Source organism: Pseudomonas sp. FP1154, from assembly GCF_030687245.1.
GTDB classification, from domain to species: Bacteria; Pseudomonadota; Gammaproteobacteria; order Pseudomonadales; family Pseudomonadaceae; genus Aquipseudomonas; species Aquipseudomonas rhizophila.
This window is the reverse complement of sequence record NZ_CP117465.1, coordinates 4546046-4572209: the sequence shown is the minus strand read 5'-3', so window position 1 is coordinate 4572209 and position 26164 is coordinate 4546046. Positions and strand designations below refer to the sequence as shown.

Below are 26164 nucleotides of genomic sequence, written 5' to 3'. Positions count from 1 at the left end.
CATGGTTGTGGCAGTAGAGACAACAGCGGTCCCCCGCTGCGGCTTCGAACACTTCTGGAATCAGCAGGGTGAATGGGTGGAACAACCCAATGTGCGTCGTGGTGGTGAAAGCGGAGTGCAGCGGATCAACAACGGCGGCGATCTGCTCTATGCCAAGCGTCAGACAGGGCATATTTACCGTAGCTTGTTGCATCCGTTTGGCCGCCCAACCGTGTTACGTGAGCAAGATGCCCTGCTGGCATTGAGCCGACTCGACGTCAGCGTTCCAAAGGTCATCTTCTGTGGCGCACAGCGGGACCCGATTCACAAGTGGCGTGCGCTGCTGGTGACTCATGCGCTGGACGGTTTCGTGGAGTTGGATCACTGGTATGCCACAGGCGGGCGCGAGCGTCATGGCGAAGCGGGACATGACCGAATTCTCCAGGCATTGGCAGAGAACCTGGCTCGCATGCATAAGGGGCGTTGGCAGCATGGCTGCCTCTATACCAAGCATGTATTTGTGCGCGTGACCGGAGAGGGTGAGTCCGCTCGAGCCGAAGTGGCCCTGCTGGATTTGGAAAAGTCCCGTCAACGCCTGACTTCCCGGACCGCAGCGTCCCATGACATGAAGCAACTGCGACGCCATTCGTCGTTCAGCGATTCAGAATGGGAAAAACTCGTCTACTTTTACAAAGCGGCGTTTGGCAGCGCTATCAAAGGTTTATAGCGATGAAATTAGAAATTGCTAGAGGTTTGTTTCTCGTAGGAGCCCTGGCAGTTACCTCTATGGCGGTGGCGGTATGGGAGCAGCCCCGTTCGCAGATCCTCAGTGCTTCCCACCCGGACGCGCACTGCCCTTTGCCACGTGTGGCCAAGGCCAGCGAGGCGATCCGGCCGGACGACGATCTGTTGCTGTTCATGTTCAGTCTTTCCCAAGGCATGAGGCCCCAGAGTTGATGGACAGGAAGCCAAAAGAAAGGCCTCGCGTATGCGAGGCCTTTCTTTTTTGGATCGCAGCCTTCGACAGCACTTACAGGGCCAGTGGACGCACGTTAGGGTTTGTCCGGCTTGGCCAGCAACGTATACACGCAGGGCAATACGAACAGTGTGAACAACGTGCCAATCGACATCCCGGTGGCGATCACCAAGCCGATGTCGAAGCGGCTCACCGCCCCGGCCCCGGTAGCGAGGATCAATGGCACCATGCCAAATACCGTCGCCGCGGTGGTCATCAGTACGGGACGCAAGCGAATCGATGCGGCTTGCTCCACGGCCTCCCGTGGGGTTAGCCCCTGTTCCCTGCGCAGCTGGTTGGTGAACTCAACGATCAGGATCCCGTGCTTGCTGATCAGGCCGATCAGCGTCACCAGTCCTACCTGGGTGTAAATGTTCATGCTCGACCAGCCGAGGAACAGCGGAATCAAGGCGCCGCAAATCGACAGCGGTACCGTCACCAGAATCACCAGCGGGTCCCGGAAGCTTTCGAACTGGGCGGCCAACACCAGGAAGATGATCGCCAGCGCCAGGGCAAAGGTGACCCACAGCGCGCTACCTTCCTGGACGAACTGTCGCGAAGCCCCTGCGTAGTCGAAAGCGAACCCTACCGGAGCCTCTTCTTGGGCAATCTGGCGGACCGTCTCGATGGCCTCGCCCATACTCACGATGGGAAAACCCGAAATCGTCACCGCGTTGAGTTGCTGGAACTGATTCAACTGCCGTGGTCGCGCCCGATCGCTGACTTTGATCAGCGTCGACAGCGGCAGCAATTCACCCTGGGTATTTTTTACGTAGTAGTTGTTCAACCAGTCCGGATTGTCCCGGAACGGCCGTTCGACCTGGGCGATGACCTTGTAGCTGCGCCCTTCGATGGTAAAACGGTTGATCTCGGCTTCACCCAGCAGGGTGGCGAGTGTGCCGCCCAGGTCTTGCATCGAGACGCCCATCTGGGCGGCCTTGGCACGATCGATGTCCACGACGACTTCGGGTTTGTCGAAAGCCAGGTCAACGTCCATGAAAGCGAACTTGCCGGATTCCAGTGCGCGCTTTTTGACCCGCTCGGCGATCTGCAACAGCGTTGCGTAGTCCTTGGGCGAGTTGATGACGAACGCAAATGGCAAGCCTTCGCCGGTGCCAGGCAGGGAGGGCAGGTTGAAACCGAATATTTGCAGGCCGGGGATGTTCTCCAGCTTGGCCTGGACTTCAGGCAGGATTTCCATCTGGGTGCGGCTGCGTTCGTTCCAGGGTTTGAGCAGGAAGCCGCCGATGCCCGATTGCACGCCGTTGTATCCGTTGATCTGGAACGAGGAGTAGTACTCCGGGAACTCCTTGAAGATGGTGATGAAATGATCGGTGTAGGTGTTCAGGTAGTCGAGGTTGGTCGGCTGCGGGGCATTAGCCATCATGAAGATGATGCCCTGGTCTTCATCGGGGGCCAGCTCGGACTTGGTGAACATGATCAGCACCGGAATCAGCAGCAGCACGATCACCGCGAACACCAGCACCACAGGCCGGGTATTGAGCATGCCGTGAAGCATGCGCTGGTAGCGGTTTTTAAGACGTTCGAAAACCACGTCCAGTCTATGCGCCAGTCCCGAGGGGTTCTCTTCGTGACGCAACAGCAAGGCGCACATCATGGGCGAGAGGGTCAGTGCGACGATCCCGGAAATGACCACCGCGCCGGCGAGCGTCAGCGCGAACTCCTTGAACAGCGCCCCCGTGAGCCCCTCCAACAGACCGATCGGCGCGTACACCGCCGCCAGCGTGATGGTCATCGAGATCACCGGCATAGCGATCTCCCGGGCACCTTCAATTGCAGCGTCGAATGGGCTTTTGCCTTCCTCGATGTGCCGGTGGATGTTTTCCACCACCACGATCGCGTCGTCCACCACCAGACCAATTGCCAGCACCATGGCGAGCAGGGTCAGCAGATTCATCGAGTAGCCCATCAACTGCATGAAGAACATCACGCCAATCATCGACAGCGGGATGGTCACCACCGGGATGGCCACCGAACGCAGGGCGCCCAAGAACAGGAACACCACGACGATGACAATCAGCACCGCCTCGAAGAGGGTTTTGACCACCTCGTCGATGGAAGCCTGGATGAACAGGGTGGCGTCGTAGGCGATCTCGGCCTTGAGGTTGGCCGGCAGTTGGGCCTCCAGATCCGGCATGATCCTGCGCACTTCCTTGATCACGTCCAGCGGGTTCGCGCCGGGGGTGGCCTTGATGCCGATGTACACCGAGGGCGTGCCACCGAAGGAACTGATGGTGTCGTAGTTCTCGGCGCCCATCTCCACCCGGGCCACATCGCGCAACAGCACGCGGCTGTCGCCATCGGTCTTGAGCGGAATCGCCGCGAAGGCCTCGGCGGACTTGAGTTCGGTGTTGGCGTTGATACTGGTGACTACGTATTCGCCTTTCACCTCACCAGCGGCCGAGAGGAAGTTGTACTGGCGCACGGCATCGGTCACGTCGGCGGCGGTGAGGCCGAAACCGGCAAGCTTGACTGGATCCAGCCACAGGCGCATGGCGAAGACCTGGTTGCCGAGGATCTCCGCTTCGGCCATGCCCGGCAATGTCGCCAGCTTGGGCTGGACCACCCGTGACAGGTAGTCGGTGATCTGCGGGTTGTTCAGTTCCTTACTGAAAAAACTGATGTACATCAGTGCCGAGGCATCGGCGGCCTCGCGGCTGAGCACCGGGTCTTCAGCATCTTGGGGTAGCTGGTTTTTGACTTCGTTGGCCTTGGCCAGCAGCTCGGTAAAAAGTCGGTCGCTGTTGGAACCGATGCGGGCGTAGACCGATATCACCGAGAAATTCTGACGGCTGACCGAGGTCATGTAGTCGATGCCCTCGGCGCTGGCCAGACTCTGTTGCATCGGCTGGGTGATATAGCCCTGGATGGTCTCGGCGTTGGCCCCGGGGTAGGCGGTGGTCACCGTGATCAGGGCGTTCTCCATCTGCGGGTACTGGCGCAGGGGCAGCTTGCTCCAGGCCTGGAAACCCAGCAGCACGATCAACAGGCTGACCACGGTGGCGAGCACCGGACGGCGGATGAACGGATCAGTAAAAGCCATGAGGGTTCCTTGATCAGTCCGCAGGGGGCGGGCTGTTCTGTTCGGTCAGGGTCTTGTCGTCGCTGATGGCGATGGGCGTGCCGTTATCCAGTTTGATCTGGCCGGCGATCACGACCTGTTCGCCGCTCTGCACGCCTTTGGAAACCAGCACGAGCCCGTCGCGTCGCTCACCGGTTTCGACGAATCGCCGTTCGGCGATGAGGATCGGCTGGCCCTTGTCATCTTTCTCGACGGTGCCGTCGTCGGCTTTCTTCTGCGTCACGACGTACATGGAGTTGCCGTAGAGGGTGTAGGTCACGGCGCTTTCCGGCACGACGATGGCGTTGGCCTTGTCCGGCAAGATCACCTGCAGGCTGGCGAACATGCCGGGCAACAGCCTGCCGTCGGGGTTGCCCAGGGTAGCGCGTACCAGCACGTTGCGAGTGCTGTCTTCGATCTTGGGGTTGATCGCGCTGATGGCGCCGACGAAGGTCTGGCCGGGATAGGCCGAGACACTGACGTTGACTGCCTGGCCGACCGCGAGCTTGGGTACCGCTTGCTCGGGGAGGTAGAAATCCACATACAGGCTGCTCAGGTTCTGCAGGGTGGCGACCACCGTGCCGCTGGCCAGATAGTCGCCGACGTCCACCTGGCGAATGCCGATGGTGCCGCTGAACGGTGCAACGATGTGTTTCTTGGCCAGCGAAGCCTTGAGCTGGTTGACTGTGGCCTGGTTCTTTTTCAACTGCGCCGCGAGCCGGTCGAATTCGCCCTTGGAGATCGCCTGGCTGCCCACCAGTTGCCGACCCCGGCCAAAATCCAGTTGCGACAGGTTAAGGTCGGCCACGGCGGTTTCCAGCAGCGCGCTTTCGACGTCACTGTCCAGTTGCACCAGTGGCTGGCCGGCCTTGACCTTTTGCCCCGACTGGAACTGCACCTTCTGCACCGTCCCGGCAATTTCCAGGCTCAGGTCTACGCCTTGCAGTGCGGTGAGGCTGCCGACGGTGGGCAGGCGGGTTTGCCAAGGCTGCTCGACAGCCGTGGCCACGGCGACGCTGACCGGCGGTTTGGGGGCAGAAAACATCTGGATCTGCTGGTAAACGGAGAAACCCTTGTAGCCGGCCAGTAGCAATACCACCAGCAGGACAACACCCAACATGATCAGCATGCGGCGTCGCAGCATGTTCCACTTCCTTGGAAATAAGCCGAGAGAAAATACAGACAGGCGGGCACATTACTCCGAGTACGCGATCGATTCAAAACGATGTTCATCGGTAATGTGTAAGGATTTTTCCTGAAGGCCCGCCGCCCGCTTGTCAGATCAAATGCAAATGGTTGTCCCAGAGCCCTGCGGGCAGATCCAGTGGTTTTGCAACCAGTTGTGCCTGCCGGCAATCGTAAAAGCGGCAACGGCCCTGACCCGATGTCACGACGAAACCGTCGGCCACCGCACCCACACCGGCGCAGTCTGGCAGAGGCGCATCCAGGCGTACTTCGCCGCTGTCCAGGTCCCAGATAAAAAAGCGGTTGCCACGGGGCGCTGTCAGGGCCACCAGGCGCAGGTCGCTGTGTACGGCAACGCTGGCGGTGTAATGACCCATCGCCTGCAATTGATGCTCGGCCACCGGGAATGCCTGGAACGGCTGGCCCGGACGCTTGATTGCCAGCAGCTCGGAGGATTCGTGGGCATCGCCCATGAATTGCTGGCCGCAAACGATGGTGCCGTCGCTGGCGATGCCCATGTGGCGCACGCTGTTCATCGATTGGGCGAGGGTTTCCTTGCTCAGCAGTGTGCCATCGCGCTGCATCAGTACCAGGCTCGGCTCCATGGCATTGAGGTTCATCTCGACGCGGCTTTCGGCCTCGGTGCGGATGCCGCCGTTGGCGACCACCAGCGTTTCGCCGTCGGGCATCCATGACACTTGATGAGGGCCGATGCCGTGAGTCGACAGTTCGCCGCTGTGCACCAACCGTTCGCCTTCAAAACGGTACACGCCCAGCAGGCCGCGGCCTGGATCGGTCGTGTCGTTCTCGGTGGCGTACAGCCATTCGCCGCTTTTATGAATCACCGCGTGCCCGTAGAAATGCCGGTTCGGCAATGAGGTGAGGGTCTGCAGCAGCGAACCGTCGCGCAGGTCGATCAGGTAGCTTTCGGTGCCTGGGCGACGAGCGACGAACAGCGCAATCGGTTTTGTCGGATGGTCAATGATGTCGTGGCAGCGCTGCTTGACCTGGGTGGCGAACACCCGGCTGCCGTCCAGTCGATAGCCCACGGCGTAGTGCTTGCCGTCGCTATCGTCCCGTGCCGAAAGCAGGAGCGGATGCTTGTCCTGTTGCTTGAACAGCGTCCAGCCGCCCAGGGTAACGGCGCCGAGCAGCAGGCTGCCCAGTGCCAGAGCCTGACGTCGAAACATGATCAGTCACCGTCGTTGGCATTGAAGCCCAATTGAATGCCCAGCGCCTTGGCCAATTCGCCTTCGTGCAGGCGATGGACAACGTTGAGGCTGTCGTACAGTTCGTTGAGTTGCTGGCGTCCGGCGTCGTCAGCGAGCATTTCGACCAGCGAGCGCTGGCTGTCGGCGAACAGTTTCAACGAGGTGTCGTAGGCCGCGTCGATCTTGTCGGCCAAGGGTTTCTGCTCGCTTGGCAACAGGCTGCGCAGGCCCTTGTTGTCCACGCCGACCCAGACGGTCCTGGCCGCGCTCAGACTGGCTTGCAGGCCTTGCAGCGACGACTGGCTGCGCCAGGCATCGGCCTGGAACGGTTGTGGTACGCCCTTGCTCTGGCGGCCCATCGGCGTGCCAAGTTTCTTCTTCAAGGTGTCCAGGGCAGTGACCTGGACCCGCAGCAAATCGGCGATCGCTTCGTGGGAATCAGCGTAGCGCTCGTTCGGAAACTTGCTCATCTGGGCGAGCATGCCGTCGTTGGTATTCCAGCGCGACAGGATATCTTCGGCCAATTGCTTCTGACGTTCGCCAATGGCGATCAGCAGCGGGCAGTACTTGGCTTTTTGCGCGCTGTCGGCCATGTCGATCCTGGCGTCGAACAGCAGGTACTCATAGGCGGAGAGGCCTTGGACCACAACGCTGGACTTGGCCAGACCGGCAACGTCGATCTGCGGCTGGTTATTGACCAGTTGCTCGACCTGACGGCCCACCAGGTTTTTCTTGTCCGGCCAGAACTGCACCTGCCAGGCGCGATTGCCCTCGGCCAACGGGCCGATCAGCAGTGGTTGCAACTCGGCCCAGGCTTTTTGTGCCTTGAGAAAGTCGGCGCGGGCGGTCTCCAGGTTTTCCTTGCCCTGGCAGAAGGCCAGGGCGCTGGTTGCCAGTTGCCGGTCAGCCTCGACCCAGCGGCTGTAGGTGGGCAGGATCACTTGCTTGGCGATGGCCGCTGAGGTGACCGCTTGCGGATCCTGGGGCGAGCATGCGCCGAGGACGATGGCGGCGAGGCTGGTAAACAACAGCTTGGGACGGAACATGTCGGGCTCCCGTTTTTCGGAGAATGCGATTAAAGGGAATTCAGGAACGCCAGCAACGCAGCGCGTTGCTCGGCATTGAACGCTAGAACTTGTCGCTGCGCCGCTTGCGCTTCGCCGCCATGCCATAGCACGGCTTCGAGCAGGTTGCGCGCGCGACCGTCATGCAAGAACTGGGTGTGACCACCGACGGCTTCGGTCAGACCGATGCCCCACAGCGGTGGGGTCCGCCAGTCACGGCCGCTGGCCTTGAATTCGCTGCGGTTGTCGGCCAGGCCTTCACCCATGTCGTGCAACAGCAGATCGGTGTAGGGGCGAATGACCTGATTCGCCAGTTCCGGTTCGGCAGCGTTGGCGGACGTGGTGTATTTCGGGGTGTGGCACGACTGGCAGCCGGCCTGGAAAAACAGATTCTTGCCGGCCAGCACCTGGGGCGAGTTCACATCGCGACGGGCCGGTACGGCGAGGTTGCGGCTGTAGAACAGCACCAGGCGCAGAATGTTGTCGCTGACTTCCGGCTCGCCATCGGCGCCGTTGCCGTTCGGGGCGCGCTTGCAGTCGACCTGGGCCTGGGTGCAATCGTCGAAGGGGCGCAGGCTTGTCGTCAGGCCCATGTCACCGGAAAAGGCGTGGACGTTCTGCTGATTGAGGTTCGGCTGGCCGGCCTTCCAGCCGAAACGCCCCAATACGGTCTTTTGCTGGACATCGTCCCAGACCTGGTTCGGCCGGCCGACGATACCGTTGTTCTCCCGTGCCTGGGCTTGGGCATTGGCCAGGATAGCTTCATCGGGAATGGCTTCGAGCAGCCCCAGGCCGATCATCGGCGGTGCGACGCGGGCCGAAAAGCGTGTGTCGGGGTGCATCGGGCCATAGCCCAGTTGGGTGATCTGCAGTTGCGGCTTGCGCAGTTCTACGACGGTGCCGTCGTCGAAGCGCACCGGGACTGGCGTGTAATCGACCCGCACCTTGCCTTCGGGGACAACGCCGGGCACGGACATGTCCTGCAATTGCCCGCCATAGGTCGGCTCCGGCACCACCCCCAGTTGTTCAATGACCTTGGCGTAGGCCGGGGCATCGGGAATCGACAGGCGCACCAGCATCGACACCGCGCTGGCCGCGTCCGGTGCCGGCGGATGGCCGCGACCGTCCTTGACGTGACAGTTCTGGCAGGCGTTGGTATTGAACAATGGCCCCAGACCGTCCCGTGCGGTGGTGGTCGAGGGCGCGATCACCCAGGGGCTGCGGAAAAAACTGTTGCCCACGGCGAAGTCCACGCGTCGCGAAGGTGGCAGGTTGGCCGAGGGCAGGGAAAAGGCGTTCTGATCACTCTTGCGTACCGTCGCAGCGCCACCGGACCGGGCTTCGCCGGGTTCGGCCTGGGTAAAACGCGGGGCGTCATCGCAGGCACTCAGGCCCAGGGCCATGAACAGAGCGCATAAGCGAAGAGGCAACGACGGCATCGGACTTCCTGGAAGAGGAGTGAAACGAGGGCGCAAAGTCTAACAGGGCGGGGCGGTTTGAATAAGAGGGATTATCGTTTGGTTTTTGAGCATCACTTTATCCAGATTACCTGGCTGCTTTTCTAAGGCTTGGCTCCAGCGTCCAGTCGTTTTCTCCCGCCGTTCGTCGGCAATCTGCTCTGACCTGTCAATCCTGACAGTAGCCGATCTTCCTTGGCTGGAGTTTGATGGCCCAACGCCGAAAAGCCACGCTACCCTCACTCGCCAGGAAAACATGATGGATACCGAATCGTCTGTCTTGAACCATCCGTTCGAACTATTCCCTGTTTACATCCCGGGATGGAAGACGCCGGTGCTTCCGGAAGGCCTTGCGCACGGCGGCATCCCACAAAGCATTTACGACGGTCGGCCCGAGGGATTGCAATGCGTGATCTATGCATGGACCGAGCTCAAGAGCGGCTCCTGGACAATGGCGGTCCTTGATCGAGTTGACTTGTATGTCAATGGCGAGCTCTCGGGGGCAGGCTTTACCGTCCAGCCGGGAGAGGAAAGTAAGGAGTACTTTCTCCTGGACCTTCCCCAGGGAAAACTGAGAGAAGGGGTCAACAGGCTGCATTACACAATAACCCGTCTCAGCGAAAATCCCGGTATTTCCAATGATTTGAATGTGCTGTACCACTTGCGGGCCCCCGGTGAGCCGGCGCCTCAGGGCCTGGATCTGGTGATCCCGCCGGATGTGCTCGGTGATGGGGTCAGCGCCGAGCGGGCGGCGCAGGGTGTGGCGTTTGGTTTTACCTATTCCTATCCGCGAGATTACGACAGCATCAGATTTTTAGTGGGCAATGTGACCGTTCCTGTTGACGGATTTGATGCCGCCAGACCGGTGACGCATACCCTGTTTACCGACACATTCAGACAGGCAGGGGACAACCCCAATACAGCGCTCCAGTTCACGGTGACTGACCAGTTGGGCAACTCCAACCGGTCGTTGATCAAGTACTTGGATATCCATTTGGACCGCGTGCTGATTGCTCCTACTCTTATCCATGTAAAAAATTCCGCCGGTGAGGAGATTCCCGACAAAGGCGAAACAACCAGCACCACCTTGGTGCTGTCGGGTGAGGCAAGCCATGGCAAGGAGATCGAGGTCTACGATGGCAGCGGTGCTGGTGCCGTCCCCAAGGGCACAGCAACTGCCGATGCGACAACCGGCCTATGGACCAAAGAAATTACCGTCGACGTCGGCGCTCGCCGCCTGTATGCAAAGTCGCTCTACCACCCTACGAACGTCTATTCGAACGTACGTATCCTGACTGTGATACCTGAACCCCTAAGCATCGATACCAGCGACGCGATTCTCGACCAGTTAATGTTTAGAGCCGATAAGTTTCCTGAACGTCCACCAGTAGGGGCGTTCGTAGAGCGGATACCGTCGGGAGGTGTGCCTCCCTATATCTATACTTCCAGCGACCCAGAGGTGGCAGAGCTTTTTTCATCATCGCAACCACGGGTTGTATCGAAGCACTCAGGGACCGCTACGATAACCGTCCGAGATCAAATGGGTGCAAGCGTGTCTTACCAAGTCATTACTTCCAAGGTTTGGCTGCTGTTTGACTTAGGTAAAGACAATGAGTGGCAGACGTATTGGAATTGCTGGGGGGCTGCGTGGAACGCCGGGGGGACGATCCCTGACCTGGTGACTTGGGGAGCGCTTCGAACCATCCATGACGGCGACCCAGGTTTGGGGGACTTGCGTGCATGGTCTGCGGACCAGGGTCCCGGTGAAAGGACTGTGTATACAATCAACCCCACAACAGGAGTCCGAGAGCTACTGTCCCAGGATAGCGACTATGCAAGGGGATGGATGATCAAAGAGGTATGACCTTCCCTTGGCATGGATGCGACGAGACTGGCGACGCTGTTCATTTCAGGTCTGGGGCCTGTGGCAAGGGAGCTTGCTCCCGCTGGGCTGCGCAGCAGCCCTAATAAAGCAGTGAGCTCAATCCTCCTGGCCGAGTTGGCTGGTTTTGGGGGCCGCTTCGCAGCCCAACGAGGATAAATCCCCTCGCCACAGAGCCAAGTTCACTGCGCGACAGCGCAGCGTCGAAGACGCGGCGGGCACTCTCTTGCCACAAGTTACTGTTTGATTTTAGGGTTGCACCACGGCCCCCGGTACCAACGGCAGTTCCAGCGTCGCGATAAATCCGCCATCGGAATGGTTGGCCAACACCAGCGCGCCGCCATGACGCTCGGCGGCGCGGCGGGCGATGGCCAGGCCCAGGCCATGACCTGCAGTGGTCTGGCCGGGGGCGCGGTAGAACGGTTCGCCCAACTGGCCCAGGTGTTCGGCCTCCACCCCCGGTCCGTGATCGCGCACGCTGACCATGATCCGCTCTCCTTGGCGCAGCGCGCGGACTTCGATCGGTTGACCGACCGGATTGAAGCGCTGGGCGTTGCGCAGCAGGTTATCCAGGGCCCGTTCAATCATGGTCGGCCAACCTTTGAGGGTCAGGTTCGGTTCAACGTCCAATTGCATGCTTTGTTCTGGAGAGGCCAGCTGTGTGTCTTTTTGCAGGGTAACCAGCAGATCGTTGAGGTCCACCTCTTCAGCGCTGGCGTTGTCGGCATCGACCCGGGCCAACACCAGGATTTCGCTGATCAGCGCTTCCAGACGATCACATTCGCGGGTCAGGCGCGGCCAGAGTTTTTCCCGCTCCTCGGGGCTGGCTCGTTCAGCCAATGCCAGGGCAATGCGCAGCCGGGCCAGGGGCGAGCGCAGTTCGTGGGATACATCGCGCAGCAGTTGGCGCTGGCTGGCGATCAGGCTTTGCAGGCGCGCGCCCATGCGGTTGAAGTCGGTGGCCAGCACACCAAATTCATCCCGGCGATTGGCCAGTTTGGCGAGGCTGTTTTGCTGGTAGGTGGTCTGCCCCAAATCATGCACTGCACCGCGCAGGCGGCTCAACGGACGGGTAATGGACAGGGTCACCAGCAGGCTGAACAACGTCAGTACCACCAACGCGATCCCCAGCGCACTCAGAGGCCAGAGCAGGCTGCCGCGGTGCCAGGCATCCAGTTCGGGGTGGGGTATGCGGTAGATGAACAGGTAAGTGTCGCCGGTTTTGGCGCTGGTGAACTCGTCGGTCAAGCGCCGCCAGGGCAGGCGTCGGTCGTTGTTGTTCTGTCGCGCCTCGAAGGCCTGCGCCCGACGCGGGAAAGTGCCGCGTACCACCGGGTCACCGCTCTCGTTAAGCACCTGGACGTTGATGTGATACTGATGCTTGCGTTGTTGCAGGATCTGCTCGGCGGCGTCTTCGCCCTGGCTTTCGAAGGTTTGCGTCCACTCTTCGGCCAGGGTGTTGAGGCCCGGATGGCGGCTGAGGATCCAGGCGTCCTGGTTCAGCATGTGGCCCAGCAGAATCGAAAGCCCTGCAACCAGGGCGATGGCCAGCCAGAAACTGGCCAGGATGCGCCAAAAAAGTGAACGCACGATCAATCCTCGAAAACAAAGAAAGCCCAACGGCGATTGGCCGTTGGGCTGGGGTGCTTCAGCGCATTATTGCGCCTTTTGCGGTTGCTGCGCTTTCCAGGCCTTGAACTCGGCCCACTCGGCCCGACGCTCGGCCTGTTTCTTCTGAATGGCGTCAAACTCTTTTTGCTGCTCTGGCTTCAACAACCCACGGATCTGAGCGTCGACTTTTTCGTGCCGAGCGGCCATTTCATCTTTCATGGCTTTCTGATCGGCTGGCGACAGTTTGGCCAGGTACTTTTCTACCAGTTCGCGGCGCTCGTGGCGCTGTTCGCCCATGATCTTGCGGATCTGCTGGCGTTGTTCGCGGCTCAGGTCCAATTGGCTGTACGGACCTTTGTCGTGCATCTGGCCGCCATGACGCGGGCCATCCATCGGGCCCATTGGTCCCATCGGGCCGGCGCCTTCAGGCATGGCCATCGCGACGGTAGGCAGGGCAGCAGCGAACATCAGAGCGATGAGGGTCTTGCGCATGGTGTATCTCCTTGTCTCGTTCCCGGTCAGTTCCGGATGAGTTCAGGTTACGCAGATCAAGGTCAGCGGCGGTCAGGGGTGGGTAAAGCTTGGGTAAAGACGTTTTGGCGCAGGCCTGACAAATCTGCAGGACCGAGCACAAAGCCCTGTGGGAGCAAGGCTTGCCCGCCATGAAGATAACGCGGTCTCTAAAGGAACCGAGGCGCCTGCATCGCGAGCGAGCTTTGCGCCCACAGCCCAGCGGCGCAGCGCTTAAAGGCTGTAGTAATAACCCCGGCTACGCAGAGCCACGATGCGTGGGCGACCGTCGGCGTGCGGGCCGATTTTCTTGCGCAGGTTGCTTACGTGCATATCGAGGCTACGGTCGTACAGGGTCAGCTTGCGTCCCAGGGCGATCTGCGCCAGTTCCTGCTTGTCCAGTGGCTCGCCCGGCTGCTTGAGCAGCGCTTCGAGCAGACGGCTTTCGGAAACAGTGAGGGTCTGCTCCTGCTCATCGATGCTGACCACGCCACGCACCGGGCTGAAGGTCAGGTCGCCCAGTTCGATCTGGCTGGACACCGCCGTCGGATGACTGCGGCGCAAGACCGCGCGCAGGCGGGCGGTCAGTTCCCGTGGATCGCAGGGTTTTGCCAGGTAATCGTCGGCCCCAAGCTCCAGGCCCAGGATGCGATCCAGCGGTTCGCCACGGGCCGAGAGCATCAGCACCGGCAGCTCCGGATGATCGTTGCGCAACTGCTTGAGCAGTTCCAGGCCGCTGCCGTCGGGCAGCATCACATCCAGCACCACCGCCGCCGGGGCGGTTTCGGCCAAGGCCTTGCGGGCGCTATGGCCATCGTGACAGGCCCGGACCAGAAAACCTTCCTGACCCAGCCAACTGCCGAGGAGCTCACACAGCTCCTGGTCATCATCAATCAGTAACAGCTCGCTCATGACTCACTCAATTTAGCCATTGCCGACGTTGTCTACGTCCACCGCTGGCAAAGATACCGCAGAGCAGGGCCAATAGCGCTACCCCGGCACCAATGACGAACCACTGCTGCTGATCGGTCAGCAGGCGTGGCAGGGGGCTGGCCTGGGCTTCCTTGAGTTGCAGCTTCAGACGCTGGTTCTCCTGGCGCAATCGACTCACCAGCGCGCTCTCGCGTTCGCTGTTGGCGTTTTGCAGTTGCTGGGTCAGTTCCTCGCGCATGCGTTCGCTGTTTTTCAAGCGTTGCTGCAATTCGGTGATCTGACTGCCTGCGCTCAAGGACAAGGGCGTCGAATGACTGCCGTCGGTGCTTTCTTCCCCATGGGCGGGAGCCCCGATCACCAACATGACCCCTAACAGGCACAGCGGACCTTTGCGCATTGCAACTCCTGAATTCCAATCGAGATTAGACAGGTTGTCGGCAGGTAAACGAGAACAATGAGCGATTGAGCGCAATGAGCCGCGAAGGCTCATCACGCATCGGGTTGTTAAGGCAGAACTTGCTTGAACGGCTTGACCACGACATTGGCGTAGACACCGGCGGCCACGAACGGATCGGCTTCGGCCCAGGCTTGCGCCGCGGCCAGGGAATCGAATTCGGCGACGATCAGGCTGCCGGAGAAACCCGCCGCGCCGGGGTCGTTGCTGTCCACCGCCGGGTGCGGGCCCGCCAGCACGATTCGGCCTTGGGCCTTGAGCTGTTGCAGGCGCTCAAGGTGTTCAGGGCGGGCGGCCAGGCGTTTTTCCAGGGAATTGGCGACGTCGGTGGCAATGATTGCGTAGAGCATGTCAGTCCTCGGTTTTTGGCGTGGTGGTATCGGCATCGTGCAGATGACGGGACAGGTAGATGCCCTGGGCGATCAGGAACAACAGCGTCATGCCCAGGCTGCCGAAGACCTTGAAGTCGACCCAGTAGCTCTGGAAGGTGAACGCGACGAACAGGTTGGCGGCGCCGCAGAACAGGAAAAAGCCGATCCAGGCGATGTTGAGCCGGGTCCAGATGACGTCCGGCAGGTTCAAGGCGTGGCCCATGATGCGCTTGATCAGCAGGCGATCGCCGACGAAGTGACTGCCGATGAACGCCAGGGCGAACAGCCAGTTGACCACCGGGGCTTTCCACTTAAGGAAAGTTTCGCTGTGGAAGGCCAGGGTCAGGCTGCCGAAGACGAGGCAGGCGATCAGGGTCAGCCACTGGCTTTTCTCCAGCTTGCGTTGGGCCACGAACAGGGCGCCATAGACCACCAGCGAACTGATGATCAGCATCGCGGTGGCGCTGTAGATACCGCCTACAGTCAAGGAGTGACCGGCAATGTCGACGGTCCGTGGGTCAAGTTTGTAGACGATGAAAAACAGCAGAAGCGGGATGAAGTCGATGAATTGTTTCACAGTGGCAGCCAGAAGCAGGATGTGGCGGCATAATAACAAACATCCTTGGCCGCGATAGGGCCAGCTGATTTGAGGTAACAAACTCTCGTGAATGTTGATTTGCACTGCCATAGCACGGCCTCCGATGGCGCCCTGGCGCCTGCGGTTCTGGTGGCGCGGGCGTTCGAGCACGGCGTGCGAGTCCTGGCCCTGACCGATCACGACACCCTCGAAGGCCTCGACGAGGCCCGTAGCGCGGCGACGACGCTGGGCATGCAACTGGTCAACGGGGTCGAGTTGTCCTGCACCTGGGGCGGCGCGACTATTCACGTGCTGGGTTACGGTTTTGATGTAAATGCGCCGTCACTGGTCCAGGCCATTGCGCAACTGCACGACGGCCGCTGGCTACGTTCCGAGGAGATCAGCCGCAAGCTTGCGCTAAAGGGCATGCCTGGTGCGCTTGAGGGCGCCCGGCAGATCCAGCAGGAACTGGGCGACAGTGGCAACGCCCCGGCCCGTCCGCACTTCGCGGACTGGATGGTGCGCGAAGGTTTCGTCAAGGACCGCGCCGAAGCGTTTCGCAAATGGCTGGGAGCCGGCAAGCTCGGGGACGTCAAGCAACACTGGCCGACCCTGGAAGAGACCGTCCAAACCCTGCGATCCGCCGGAGCCTGGGTCAGCCTGGCGCATCCGTGGCACTATGATTTCACCCGCAGCAAGCGCCGCCGCCTGGTGGCCGACTATATTCAAGCAGGGGGCCACGCCATCGAGGTGGTCAATGGCCATCAGCCTGCCGAGCAGGTCGGCAGCCTGGCGATTCTGGCCCGTGAGTTCGGCCTGCTGGTGACCGCCGGCAGTGATTTTCATGGCCCTGGAGGCTGGTCCGAGATAGGCGAATATCGCCCGTTGCCGGAAGATCTGCCACCACTATGGTGTAGATTCAAACATGATCCCGTTACCGCCACCGTCTGAACAGGTAGAACACGTGAGTCAATTTTTCCAGATTCATCCGGAAAACCCGCAAGCGCGCCTGATCAAACAGGCGGTGGAAATCATTCGGGGTGGTGGTGTGGTGGTCTATCCCACCGATTCTTCCTACGCCATCGGCTGTCAGATCGGCGACAAGAACGCTGTAGAGCGGGTAAGACGCCTGCGTCAGCTGGATGACAAGCACAACTTTGCGCTGATCTGCAGCGACCTGTCGCAGTTGGGCCTGTTCGCCAAGATCGACACCGGCACCTTCCGCCTGCTCAAAGCCCACCTCCCTGGGCCTTACACCTTTATTCTCAACGCCACCCGGGAAGTCCCGCGGCTGTTGCTGCACCCGAAAAAACGCACCATCGGCCTGCGGGTGCCCAGCCACCCCATTGCCCTGGCGTTGCTGGCCGAGCTGGGTGAACCGCTGATGAGCGTGACCTTGATCATGCCCGGCGAGACGGAGCCGATGAATGACCCTTACGAGATGCGCCAATTGCTCGAGCATCAGGTCGACCTGATCATCGACGGCGGTTTCGGCGGGATGAAGGCGTCCACGGTGATCAACCTGGCCGATGGCGAGCCGCAAGTGGTGCGTATCGGTTGCGGCGATCCAGCCCCGTTCCTGGTCGAGGCCTGAGTGTCCGCAGTGGAAACCGCCGTTGAGAGCGCCGACAGCCAGGCCGGCGCTCAGCAAGAGCTGCCGTTCGCCATGGTCTATGGCCAGGCGGTCATGGAAATGCCCCTGGACCTGTACATTCCGCCGGATGCGCTGGAGGTATTCCTTGAAGCCTTCGAAGGCCCGCTGGACCTGCTGCTGTACCTGATCCGCAAACAGAACATCAACATCCTCGACATCCCCGTGGCGGAAATCACCCGCCAGTACATGGGCTACGTCGAGTTGATGCAGTCGGTGCGCCTGGAACTGGCGGCCGAATACCTGGTGATGGCGGCCATGCTCGCCGAGATCAAGTCGCGAATGCTGCTGCCACGCTCGGCAGAGATCGAGGAGGAGGAAGACGATCCGCGCGCCGAACTGATCCGCCGCCTGCAGGAATACGAACGCTTCAAGGTGGCGGCCGAAGGCATCGATGGCTTGAGCCGGGTCGGGCGCGATGTGGTGGTGCCCAAGCTCGATGCACCCGAGGCGCGAGCACGTAAATTGCTCCCGGATGTCAGCCTAGAAGAGTTGCTGATGTCCATGGCCGAGGTGCTGCGCCGGGGCGACATGTTTGAAAGTCACCAGGTCAGCCGCGAAGCCCTGTCCACCCGCGAGCGCATGAGCGATGTGCTGGAGCGGCTCAAGGGCGGCGGCTTTGTGCCCTTCGTCGAGCTGTTCACCGCCGAGGAAGGGCGGCTGGGCGTGGTGGTGACGTTTATGGCGGTCCTGGAATTGGTCAAGGAATCCTTGGTCGAGCTGGTGCAGAATGAGCCGTTCGCAGCGATCCACGTGCGGGCACGAGCCGAATAACGAGCAAATCAATGAATCTGACTGAACCCCGCGAGCTGGCGCCGTTGCTTGAAGCTTTCCTGTTGGCCTCGGGAAAACCGCAATCGATGGAGCGCTTGTTCGAACTCTTCGAAGAAGGCGAGCGGCCCGAGCCGGCCGTGTTCAAGAAAGCCCTGGCGCTGCTGGGTAAGTCCTGCGAGGGGCGGGCGTTCGAACTCAAGGAAGTGGCTTCCGGCTACCGCCTGCAAATCCGCGAGAAGTTTTCGCCCTGGGTCGGGCGTCTGTGGGAAGAGCGTCCTCAGCGCTATTCCCGCGCCATGCTCGAAACCATGGCATTGATCGCTTATCGCCAACCGATCACTCGGGGTGAAATCGAAGATGTGCGGGGCGTGGCGGTCAACAGCCACATCGTCAAGACGCTGCTTGAGCGCGAGTGGATCCGGGTCGTCGGTTATCGCGACGTGCCGGGTAAACCGGCGATGTTTGCCACCACCAAGGCTTTTCTCGATCACTTCAACCTCAAGAACCTCGACGACCTGCCGCCGCTGGCCGAACTGCGGGAGCTGGAACCCGAGCCGATGCTGGAATTCGACGACGCCCCGGTGCCCCAAAGCTTGCAAGAGCTGGCCGACGCCAGCGCCGAGCCGGAGGAACCCAAGGAAGAAACCAGTTTCCATTCGTTGTTGCTGGAACTGGACACCATGGAGGAGGGGCTCAAGACCGATTTCGACGATCTGCTGCGTGAGGGGCCGGGGTCTGAAGGCGAAATGGATGAACCCGCGCAACCGGGCAGCGAAGTTGAACTTCAGGTCGAACCTGACCCCGAACCAGAAGAAGACATTCTTGGCGTAGCCGCGGCCCGGGAAAAACTGCTGGCCGCCGTGGCCGCGCTCGAACCACGCGAACCCGAGCCTGAGCTCAGCGATGAAGAAGCCGAAGCCCGCGCCCTGGCCGAAGCGATTGAAAACGAACGACGCCAGTTCGACGATTGATCACGGCTGACACAGCGCCGCCCCATTGTGGGAGCGAGCCTGCTCGCGATGGCGGTCTGTCAGCCAACATCATTTTTGAAGGTGAAATCGCTATCGCGAGCAGGCTCGCTCCCACATTAAGTCATGCGGTGCACCATGAGTTCCACCAAAGACCCCTGCATCAGCCTCTGCAAGTTCGACGACGACATCTGCATCGGCTGTGGCCGCAGCAAGCGCGAGATCAAGGCCTGGAAGAAACTCGACAAGGATGACAAGCGCACGGTGTTGGCCGAAGCGGCCCTGCGCCTGATCAAACTGGGCGCCACCGGTCGGCGGAAAAAGCGCTGAAGGTTCGTCGATCAGCTAGTCTCTGATGCGCAAATGCCTTAACGAGCGTATGATTCGCGACCCTTTGGCGATCCCTTCGTCATAGACCCGTTTTCAAAGTGTCAGGCCACGCCTGACCCGACCACACCGGGAGGTGCCCAGAATGAAAGACCAAGACCAGAACGACAGCCAGGAAATCGGCCCAGCAGGCGAGAAACTGCAAAAAGTCCTCGCCCGTATCGGCGTCGGCTCGCGCCGCGACGTGGAAACCTGGATCACCCAGGGCCGGATCAAGGTCAACGGCAAAGATGCCACCTTGGGCCTGCGTGTCGACATGCACGACGCCATCACCATCGATGGCAAGGTGATCAAGCGCGAAGAGGCCGCCGAAACGGTGCGCCGCGTGATCATGTACAACAAACCCGACGGCGAGATCTGCACCCGTGACGACCCGGAAGGCCGTCCGACCGTGTTCGACAAAATGCCGCGTCCGAAAGAAGGCCGCTGGATCAACATCGGTCGCCTGGACATCAACACCACCGGTTTGCTGATGTTCACCACCGACGGTGAGCTGGCCAACCGCTTGATGCACCCGTCCTACGAGATGGACCGCGAATACGCCGTGCGTGTACGTGGTGAAGTCGACGACGAAATGATCGAGCGCCTGAAGGCCGGCGTCGTGCTGGAAGACGGCCCGGCGCGTTTCACCGACATCAAGCAGGCTCCGGGCGGCGAAGGCTTCAACCATTGGTACCACTGCGTGGTGATGGAAGGCCGCAACCGTGAAGTACGGCGCCTGTGGGAATCCCAGGGGCTGGTGGTCAGCCGCCTCAAGCGCGTGCGTTTCGGTCCGGTGTTCCTCAACTCCGACCTGCCGATGGGCCGCTGGCGCGAAATGAGCCAGTACGAGGTCGACATCCTGGCCGCCGAAGTCGGCCTCAAGCCGGTAGCGATGCCGCAGATGACCGCCAAGAGCAAGGACAAGCTGGAGCGCATGCAGCGTAAATCCTCGCGTCCGATGGGCAAGACCGAGCGCGTGCGTACGCTGCGTCCTGCCGCTGATGGCCCGGCCGCAGGTCCGCGTCCGTCGCGTGAGCCGCAGATCGAAGGCGAACGCCCGGCCCGCAAGCCTGCGCCACGTCAGGACGGCGAACGCGGCCCGCGCACGCCACGTCCGGCCAACGGTCGTACCGAGCGCAACGAAGGTCGCGGTGCTCCGGCCGGTCGTGGTACGCCGGTGGCGGATCGCCCGGCCGACACCAAGCGTCCGGCCAAACCCGCAGCGAAAAAGCGCCCGGGCATCGTCCTGGTCGACCGCGACACGCCATCGGGCAAACGTCGCGGTGCCCCAGCGGGTTCGGGGCAGCGTCCGGGGTTTGGGCGTCGTAAGCCGGAGTGAGGCAGTTGTGAGGTTCTAGCTGCAAGTCGCAAGAAAAAACGCCAACCGTTGGGTTGGCGTTTTTTTTGTCTGGCTTTAGTGATGCAGTGCTGGTGAGTCCGTCATCGCGAGCAGGCTCGCTCCCACACTGGGGCGGTGTCGACCACAAATTGTCTATTCACCAAAGATCAACTGTGGGAGCGAGCCTGCTCGCGATGGGGCCAGCAGCCCCATTACCATCCCAAGGTCGCCCGCCTTTTCTTGCCGCTTGAAGCTTGCCGCTTGAAGCTGCCCCTAAAGCACAAACCGCCCATCAAACATCGGCTCGTTATCCAACGCCAACACACCGCTCTCGAAAATCAGATCCAGATGATGGCTGCCCTTGGCCCCGCCACCCAGCCCCAGGTGCAGGCCGCAATGGCGCTCCTCGAAACCGGCATTGCGGGCATAGAGGCTCTTGACCCCTTCGTTGGTGCCGATGCCCAGTTCCTCGATACGCCGGTTGGACGGGTTGGCGTCCAGGTATTTATTGAAGTCGTGTTCCAGGCCCGGCACATCGCTGGCGATTTTCTGAATGGTGGAGTCTTCGATCCACAACTCCAGCGGCGATTGCAGTACGCCGTATTTGCGGGCGAACGGGATGGTGCTCAGGAAAGTGCCGACGAACTTCACCTGACCGTTAATGGTGTCGCTGTGGGTAGCGATTTCGCCGGGTGCCAGGTCGTAGTTGCCAACACCGTTGATGTCGGTCCATTTCTTGACGCTGTTGAGGGCCGTATCGAAATACGAACCGTGGTCATCCTGAAAACTCAACGTCGTTGCTTGGGACATGCGCCGGATCAGGTGACTGTTGAGCCCGGCGATGCGCTGAGGAATCACGCTGAAGGTGTCGTAGAAATAATCGCCGTAGTCCTTGAACAGCAGCGATTTCTTCCAGTTGTCCGCCATCACGCCTTGCAACGCGCGAACAAAGTCCGGGCCGTCGGGGCGTGGGTTGGGCAGGGTGGAAGAGTCGTAGAAGAAAATGTACAGATCGCTGTCGGCAATCGCCTTGGACAGTCGCTCCGTGGGTTCAAGGTCCAGGCGCATGGTGCTGAACCGGAAGGGTGAACCGCTGCCAGCCTGTTCGGCAATAGCCCCGGTCAGTGCTTCGTAGTCGGCGGTATGGCCGAGCAACACCTTGGCTGGCTGGATGCCGGCCAGGGCGGGATGATGTTCAAGGTAGTAAAGGAAATGTGAGATGGCTCGTTGTGTGTCCATGCTTATTCTTCCCTGACAGTGGTGTTTGGCTTCCCTGAAATCTGCAAAGTGGCGGAGCCGACCGGCCGGATCGCCTCCGCCGGGCGATGCTTACAGAGGCCACATCGCCGTGCCGAACGGAACAACGGCGTCGGCTTGCATCATTTCAACTGCGGCTTCGTGGGTCGGTGCTTCAAACCATTCGTCCAGTTGCAGTTCGGTTTCCAAGTCTTTGTCCAGTGCTTGCATAGTGAATCTCCTAGATGACTTTTACGGAAAATTGCGAAGTCGATTCCGCGATGGAGAACTGACCGGAAGCGGCTGCGCAAAACCTGCCGGCACGACGCCTTGGCAAGTCGCTGAAAACCTAGTCGAGGGTTTTTTGGAATGCAAAAAAATAATTTATTTTTTTCGTTTGAACTTTTTATTCCATTTTTACCGAAGAAATTAGTTATTCAAAAACAGTTGGCTGTGTAGTTTTTTGCTTAGGTAGCTAGCTACCGTCAATTTGCAGTCAGCTTACAGAAAATTCCCACACGGAAAGTTTGCGTTACGGTTTGTAAAGAAATGCTGACGATTTTTGCCTATCAAATCGGTCTATACCGGCGTTTGGCTGCGCTGTAAGAAAAAACTGCCGAGAAGGTCGGTTTGACGGGGTTTCCGACACTTTGCAGCGCTTGTTTCAAACCGGCGGGACGGGTCAGATGCGCGGCAGACCTGAAGTACGGGGTGCGCAGGTGTCTGGTCGCAGTGGGGGAGCGGTGTACAATGCGCCGCGTTTTACTGTGACCCTTCGCGTACCCACGCATTTTCAAGGTTATCCGCCTTGTTCACTCCGCCACGCCACGAGCGTGTCGGGTTCGATTTCGTCACAGATAAAAACAAATAGGTGACGCATGACCGTTGTAGAAAATACGCATTCAGGCGAGCTGAAACGCGGCCTGAAAAATCGACACATTCAACTGATCGCCCTCGGCGGCGCGATCGGTACAGGCCTGTTCCTCGGCTCGGCGGGGGTGCTGAAGTCAGCCGGCCCGTCGATGATCCTCGGTTACGCCATTTGCGGCTTCATTGCTTTCATGATCATGCGCCAGTTGGGCGAGATGATTGTCGAAGAGCCAGTGGCCGGCTCCTTCAGTCACTTTGCCCACAAGTATTGGGGCGGTTTCGCCGGCTTCCTGTCGGGCTGGAACTGCTGGATTCTCTACATCCTGGTGGGCATGTCGGAACTGACCGCGGTCGGCAAGTACATCCACTACTGGGCGCCGGACATCCCGACCTGGGCTTCGGCGGCAGCATTCTTCGTCCTGATCAACGTCATCAACCTGGCCAACGTCAAAGTCTTTGGCGAGGCCGAGTTCTGGTTCGCGATCATCAAGGTCGTGGCAATTGTCGGCATGATTGCCCTGGGCAGCTATCTGCTGGTCAGCGGTCACGGTGGCCCACAAGCTTCGGTGACCAACCTTTGGGCCCACGGTGGATTCTTCCCCAACGGCGTGAGCGGTCTGGTGATGGCGATGGCGATCATCATGTTCTCCTTCGGTGGCCTGGAAATGCTCGGCTTCACCGCTGCCGAGGCGGACAAACCGAAAACCGTGATCCCCAAGGCCATCAACCAGGTGATCTACCGGATCCTGATTTTCTACATCGGTGCCCTGGTGGTGCTGTTGTCCCTGACCCCATGGGACAGCCTGCTGAACACACTCAATGCCTCCGGCGATGCCTACAGCGGCAGCCCGTTCGTGCAGGTGTTCTCGATGCTGGGTAGCAATACGGCGGCGCACATCCTCAACTTCGTAGTGCTGACCGCCGCGCTGTCGGTGTACAACAGCGGCACCTACTGCAACAGCCGCATGCTGCTGGGCATGGCCGAACAGGGCGATGCGCCCAAGGCCCTGGCCAAGATCGACAAGCGTGGCGTGCCGGTGCGTTCGATCCTGGCTTCTGCTGCGGTCACGCTGGTGGCGGTGCTGCTTAACTACCTGATCCCGCAGCATGCGCTGGAGTTGTTGATGTCGCTGGTGGTCGCGACCCTGGTGATCAACTGGGCGATGATCAGCTATTCGCACTTCAAGTTCCGCCAGCACATGAACCAGACCCGCCAGACACCGCTGTTCAAGGCGCTGTGGTATCCGTACGGCAACTACGTTTGCCTGGCGTTCGTGGTGTTCATTCTTGGGGTAATGCTGCTGATTCCCGGCATCCAGATATCGGTCTACGCGATTCCGGTGTGGGTGGTGTTCATGTGGGTGTGCTACCTGATCAAGAACAAGCGCAGTGCCCGGCAGGACATGGCTGTGGCCGCTGCCGCCAAGTAAGCGTCCTTGAAATACAAGAAACCCGGCACTTGGCCGGGTTTGTTGTATTCAGACTCATGCTGATCCCTGTGGGAGCGAGCCTGCTCGCGATGGCGCCAGCACATTCAGCATTGATGCAAGCTGACCCACCGCTATCGCGAGCAGGCTCGCTCCCACAAGGGTTGGTCGCTGTCTTGGGGATTCGCGGTATTCTGTGGGTCCTGATACCGGACCTCTTTTTCCATGCTGGCAATTTCCAACACTGTGCACATCCCGGACGCCGAGATCGAGCTGACGGCCATCCGTGCCCAAGGCGCCGGCGGGCAGAACGTCAACAAGGTGTCCAGCGCCGTGCACTTGCGTTTCGACATTGCGGCCTCGTCCTTGCCCGATTTCTACAAGGAGCGGTTGTTGGCGCTGCGCGACAGTCGCATCACCAGCGACGGCGTGTTGATCATCAAGGCCCAGCAATACCGCACCCAGGAACAGAACCGGGCCGATGCCCTGGAACGCCTGACCGAGCTGATCCTCAACGCCACCAAGGTCGAAAAGAAGCGCCGTCCGACCAAACCGACCCTGGGCTCGAAGAAACGTCGCCTGGAATCCAAGACCAAGCGCGGTTCGATCAAAGCCGGGCGCGGCAAGGTGGATTTCTAGTTTTTCTCCCGCTCCTGGCGATACTTCGGCGCCTGGCGGTACAGGTAGAGACTCAGCAACAACCCGCCCAAGGCCGCCAGCGCGGCGAACAAAAAGATCGAAGCAAAACCGAAACCTGCGGCAATCGCACCGGCCAACGGCCCGGTAATCCCCAGGGACAAGTCAATGAACAACGAATAGGCGCCCACCGCCGCGCCACGGCTGGAGGCGGGTACCAGGTTGACCGCTTCCACCCCCAGCGCCGGGAACACCAGGGAAAAACCGAAGCCGCTCAATGCCGCGCCGGCCAAGGCCCAGTGCGCATCCGGCGCCAGCCACAGCAACAACAACCCCAGGGTTTCCACCGACAGGCAGGCAATCGCCACCCGGAAGCCGCCCAGGCGGTTGATCAAATTACCGAACAGCAAGCGCGCGCCGATGAAGCTGGCGCCGAACAGGCTCAGGCACAGCACTGCGTTGTCCCACTGCTGCGTGGCGTAATACAGGGTGATGAACGTGGCGATGGTGCCAAAACCGATGGAGCCCAGGGCCAGGCCGCAGCCATGGGGCAGGACGCGTCCGAGAACATGCATGAAAGGCAGCCGTTCGCCAGTGACAATGGGCGCCGCCGTTTTCGGCCAGGCCAGCGCCAGCCCCAGCAACGCCAGCAAAATAATGCTGACGCCCATGCTCCACAGCCCCAGGGATTTCACCAGCCACACCCCCAACGGCGCGCCAATCGCCAGCGCGCCGTAGCTGGCGATACCGTTCCAGGAAATCACCTTGGCGGTATTCGCCGCGCCGACCCGGCCGATGCCCCAGCCAATCGATCCCGAGCCTACCAGGCTTTCGGCGCTGCCCAGCACCAGGCGGCCGATCAGCAGGCTGATCAGGCTCAGCGTCGGTAGGTTTGACGTCCAGGCAGACGCCAGCATGAACACACCGCTCAGCCCGCAACCGGCGAGGCCGAACATGACCGCGCGCTTGCTCCCCAGGTTGTCGATGATCCGTCCGGCATAAGGACGACTGAGGAGGGTGGCCAGGTACTGGACGCTGATTACCAACCCGGCGATCACCGCGCCAAAACCCAGTTCGCCGTGGACGAACCCGGGCAACACGGCGAGGGGAATGCCGATATTCAGGTAGCCAATGAAAGTGAACAGAACGATGGAAACGACTTGCAGCGTGACCGCCAAGGGGCGCTGGGTATCTGGCATGGGTAAAGAGTCCACGGAGCAGCAGGATAGATAGGCTGCTTATGATAGCGGTGCCTGCGACCGTGAAGCGTGGAAAAGTAAAACTATTTGCCGGATGGCGCTGGGGTGTCGTCTTGTCCGGCCACCAGGTGTGTGGTGACCAATGCAGCGAGGGCGTTTTCTTCAGTGCCAAATCGTGCCAGCAGGGCGGCTTGTTTCTCTGGGGAAAGGCGCGTCCAGATATCGACCATCTTTTCGGCGGTGCCGATCAGGACGCTGGCTTGGGCTTCGCTGAAGGTAGGGTCATCGGTCATGGGGGGCTCAGGATTCAGGCAGTGTGGAAAGCGCATCTTAGCGCTTTCCACACGGTCTGGTCGTGCGGGTG

The 26164-nt window shown here is 60.4% G+C and carries 26 protein-coding genes; 11 read left to right on the top strand and 15 right to left on the bottom strand.

Annotated elements, in window-relative coordinates; all coding sequences use genetic code 11:
* Window position 1: 1 nt before the first annotated feature.
* On the top strand, window positions 2-706 hold the full coding sequence (locus tag PSH91_RS20555; RefSeq protein ID WP_047226995.1) for a lipopolysaccharide kinase InaA family protein: 705 nt from the start codon (window positions 2-4) through the stop codon (window positions 704-706).
* Between the two features lie 2 nt (window positions 707-708).
* Window positions 709-936 carry a hypothetical protein gene (locus PSH91_RS20550; RefSeq protein ID WP_076383717.1) on the top strand — a complete coding sequence of 76 codons (228 nt, stop codon included), beginning with the start codon at window positions 709-711 and terminating at the stop codon, window positions 934-936.
* Window positions 937-1031: 95 nt separating this feature from the next.
* On the opposite strand, the gene PSH91_RS20545 is transcribed toward PSH91_RS20550, so the two are convergent.
* The 5 genes from PSH91_RS20545 to PSH91_RS20525 form a co-directional block, all read right to left on the bottom strand.
* Window positions 1032-4058, bottom strand: a complete 3027-nt coding sequence (locus PSH91_RS20545) for a multidrug efflux RND transporter permease subunit (protein ID WP_047226993.1) — start codon at window positions 4056-4058, stop codon at window positions 1032-1034.
* 13 nt (window positions 4059-4071) lie between these two features.
* On the bottom strand, window positions 4072-5220 hold the full coding sequence (locus PSH91_RS20540) for an efflux RND transporter periplasmic adaptor subunit (protein WP_305466624.1): 1149 nt from the start codon (window positions 5218-5220) through the stop codon (window positions 4072-4074).
* A 133-nt stretch (window positions 5221-5353) separates the two neighbouring features.
* A complete protein-coding gene (locus PSH91_RS20535; protein ID WP_047226991.1) occupies window positions 5354-6451 on the bottom strand; it encodes a DUF1513 domain-containing protein in 1098 nt (365 codons plus the stop codon).
* Window positions 6452-6453: 2 nt separating this feature from the next.
* Window positions 6454-7518 carry an imelysin family protein gene (locus PSH91_RS20530; RefSeq protein ID WP_047226990.1) on the bottom strand — a complete coding sequence of 355 codons (1065 nt, stop codon included), beginning with the start codon at window positions 7516-7518 and terminating at the stop codon, window positions 6454-6456.
* 29 nt (window positions 7519-7547) lie between these two features.
* Window positions 7548-8975, bottom strand: a complete 1428-nt coding sequence (locus PSH91_RS20525) for a di-heme oxidoredictase family protein (protein WP_370695167.1) — start codon at window positions 8973-8975, stop codon at window positions 7548-7550.
* 274 nt (window positions 8976-9249) lie between these two features.
* On the opposite strand from PSH91_RS20525, the gene PSH91_RS20520 reads away from it, so the two are divergent.
* Window positions 9250-10857 carry a hypothetical protein gene (locus PSH91_RS20520; protein WP_281459903.1) on the top strand — a complete coding sequence of 536 codons (1608 nt, stop codon included), beginning with the start codon at window positions 9250-9252 and terminating at the stop codon, window positions 10855-10857.
* 267 nt (window positions 10858-11124) lie between these two features.
* Here the strand turns inward: PSH91_RS20520 and PSH91_RS20515 are convergent, their stop codons facing one another.
* The 6 genes from PSH91_RS20515 to PSH91_RS20490 form a co-directional block, all read right to left on the bottom strand.
* Window positions 11125-12465, bottom strand: a complete 1341-nt coding sequence (locus tag PSH91_RS20515; RefSeq protein ID WP_305466619.1) for a HAMP domain-containing sensor histidine kinase — start codon at window positions 12463-12465, stop codon at window positions 11125-11127.
* Window positions 12466-12531: 66 nt separating this feature from the next.
* Entirely contained in the window at window positions 12532-12978 is a 447-nt protein-coding gene (locus tag PSH91_RS20510) for a Spy/CpxP family protein refolding chaperone (RefSeq protein WP_047226986.1), read from the bottom strand.
* A gap of 252 nt (window positions 12979-13230) precedes the next feature.
* Window positions 13231-13908, bottom strand: a complete 678-nt coding sequence (locus tag PSH91_RS20505) for a response regulator transcription factor (RefSeq protein ID WP_047226985.1) — start codon at window positions 13906-13908, stop codon at window positions 13231-13233.
* Window positions 13909-13915: 7 nt separating this feature from the next.
* A complete protein-coding gene (locus PSH91_RS20500; protein WP_047226984.1) occupies window positions 13916-14326 on the bottom strand; it encodes a translation initiation factor 2 in 411 nt (136 codons plus the stop codon).
* A 107-nt stretch (window positions 14327-14433) separates the two neighbouring features.
* On the bottom strand, window positions 14434-14733 hold the full coding sequence (locus tag PSH91_RS20495) for a YciI family protein (protein WP_107321994.1): 300 nt from the start codon (window positions 14731-14733) through the stop codon (window positions 14434-14436).
* A gap of 1 nt (window position 14734) precedes the next feature.
* Window positions 14735-15331 carry a septation protein A gene (locus PSH91_RS20490; protein WP_076383722.1) on the bottom strand — a complete coding sequence of 199 codons (597 nt, stop codon included), beginning with the start codon at window positions 15329-15331 and terminating at the stop codon, window positions 14735-14737.
* Window positions 15332-15418: 87 nt separating this feature from the next.
* On the opposite strand from PSH91_RS20490, the gene PSH91_RS20485 reads away from it, so the two are divergent.
* From PSH91_RS20485 to rluB, 6 genes are all read left to right on the top strand, one after another.
* A complete protein-coding gene (locus PSH91_RS20485; protein WP_047226982.1) occupies window positions 15419-16282 on the top strand; it encodes a PHP domain-containing protein in 864 nt (287 codons plus the stop codon).
* 13 nt (window positions 16283-16295) lie between these two features.
* Window positions 16296-16925, top strand: a complete 630-nt coding sequence (locus PSH91_RS20480; RefSeq protein WP_047226981.1) for an L-threonylcarbamoyladenylate synthase — start codon at window positions 16296-16298, stop codon at window positions 16923-16925.
* 132 nt (window positions 16926-17057) lie between these two features.
* A complete protein-coding gene (locus tag PSH91_RS20475) occupies window positions 17058-17756 on the top strand; it encodes a ScpA family protein (RefSeq protein ID WP_160893268.1) in 699 nt (232 codons plus the stop codon).
* 11 nt (window positions 17757-17767) lie between these two features.
* Window positions 17768-18727: an SMC-Scp complex subunit ScpB gene (gene scpB, locus PSH91_RS20470; protein WP_076383724.1), complete on the top strand. Its 960-nt coding sequence runs from the start codon at window positions 17768-17770 to the stop codon at window positions 18725-18727.
* Window positions 18728-18862: 135 nt separating this feature from the next.
* Window positions 18863-19054 (top strand): DUF1289 domain-containing protein, encoded by a 192-nt coding sequence (locus tag PSH91_RS20465; RefSeq protein ID WP_047226978.1) that lies wholly within the window; start codon window positions 18863-18865, stop codon window positions 19052-19054.
* 142 nt (window positions 19055-19196) lie between these two features.
* Window positions 19197-20432, top strand: a complete 1236-nt coding sequence (gene rluB / locus PSH91_RS20460; protein WP_188251989.1) for a 23S rRNA pseudouridine(2605) synthase RluB — start codon at window positions 19197-19199, stop codon at window positions 20430-20432.
* A gap of 273 nt (window positions 20433-20705) precedes the next feature.
* On the opposite strand, the gene PSH91_RS20455 is transcribed toward rluB, so the two are convergent.
* On the bottom strand, window positions 20706-21671 hold the full coding sequence (locus PSH91_RS20455; protein WP_076383726.1) for a leucyl aminopeptidase: 966 nt from the start codon (window positions 21669-21671) through the stop codon (window positions 20706-20708).
* Window positions 21672-21761: 90 nt separating this feature from the next.
* The gene (locus tag PSH91_RS20450) at window positions 21762-21899 is read right to left on the bottom strand and encodes a hypothetical protein (RefSeq protein ID WP_003178782.1); all 138 of its coding nucleotides are present in this window, start codon (window positions 21897-21899) and stop codon (window positions 21762-21764) included.
* 647 nt (window positions 21900-22546) lie between these two features.
* Between PSH91_RS20450 and PSH91_RS20445 the strand changes: the two genes are divergently transcribed.
* Window positions 22547-23968 carry an amino acid permease gene (locus PSH91_RS20445; RefSeq protein WP_047226975.1) on the top strand — a complete coding sequence of 474 codons (1422 nt, stop codon included), beginning with the start codon at window positions 22547-22549 and terminating at the stop codon, window positions 23966-23968.
* 222 nt (window positions 23969-24190) lie between these two features.
* The gene (arfB, locus tag PSH91_RS20440; protein WP_047226974.1) at window positions 24191-24604 is read left to right on the top strand and encodes an alternative ribosome rescue aminoacyl-tRNA hydrolase ArfB; all 414 of its coding nucleotides are present in this window, start codon (window positions 24191-24193) and stop codon (window positions 24602-24604) included.
* On the opposite strand, the gene PSH91_RS20435 is transcribed toward arfB, so the two are convergent.
* Together PSH91_RS20435 and PSH91_RS20430 are read right to left on the bottom strand one after the other, a co-directional pair.
* Window positions 24601-25800 (bottom strand): MFS transporter, encoded by a 1200-nt coding sequence (locus PSH91_RS20435; RefSeq protein ID WP_047226973.1) that lies wholly within the window; start codon window positions 25798-25800, stop codon window positions 24601-24603. The two genes, arfB and PSH91_RS20435, sit on opposite strands and share 4 nt — an antisense overlap.
* An 83-nt stretch (window positions 25801-25883) precedes the next feature.
* Window positions 25884-26129, bottom strand: a complete 246-nt coding sequence (locus tag PSH91_RS20430; protein ID WP_076383727.1) for a hypothetical protein — start codon at window positions 26127-26129, stop codon at window positions 25884-25886.
* Window positions 26130-26164 lie beyond the last annotated feature (35 nt).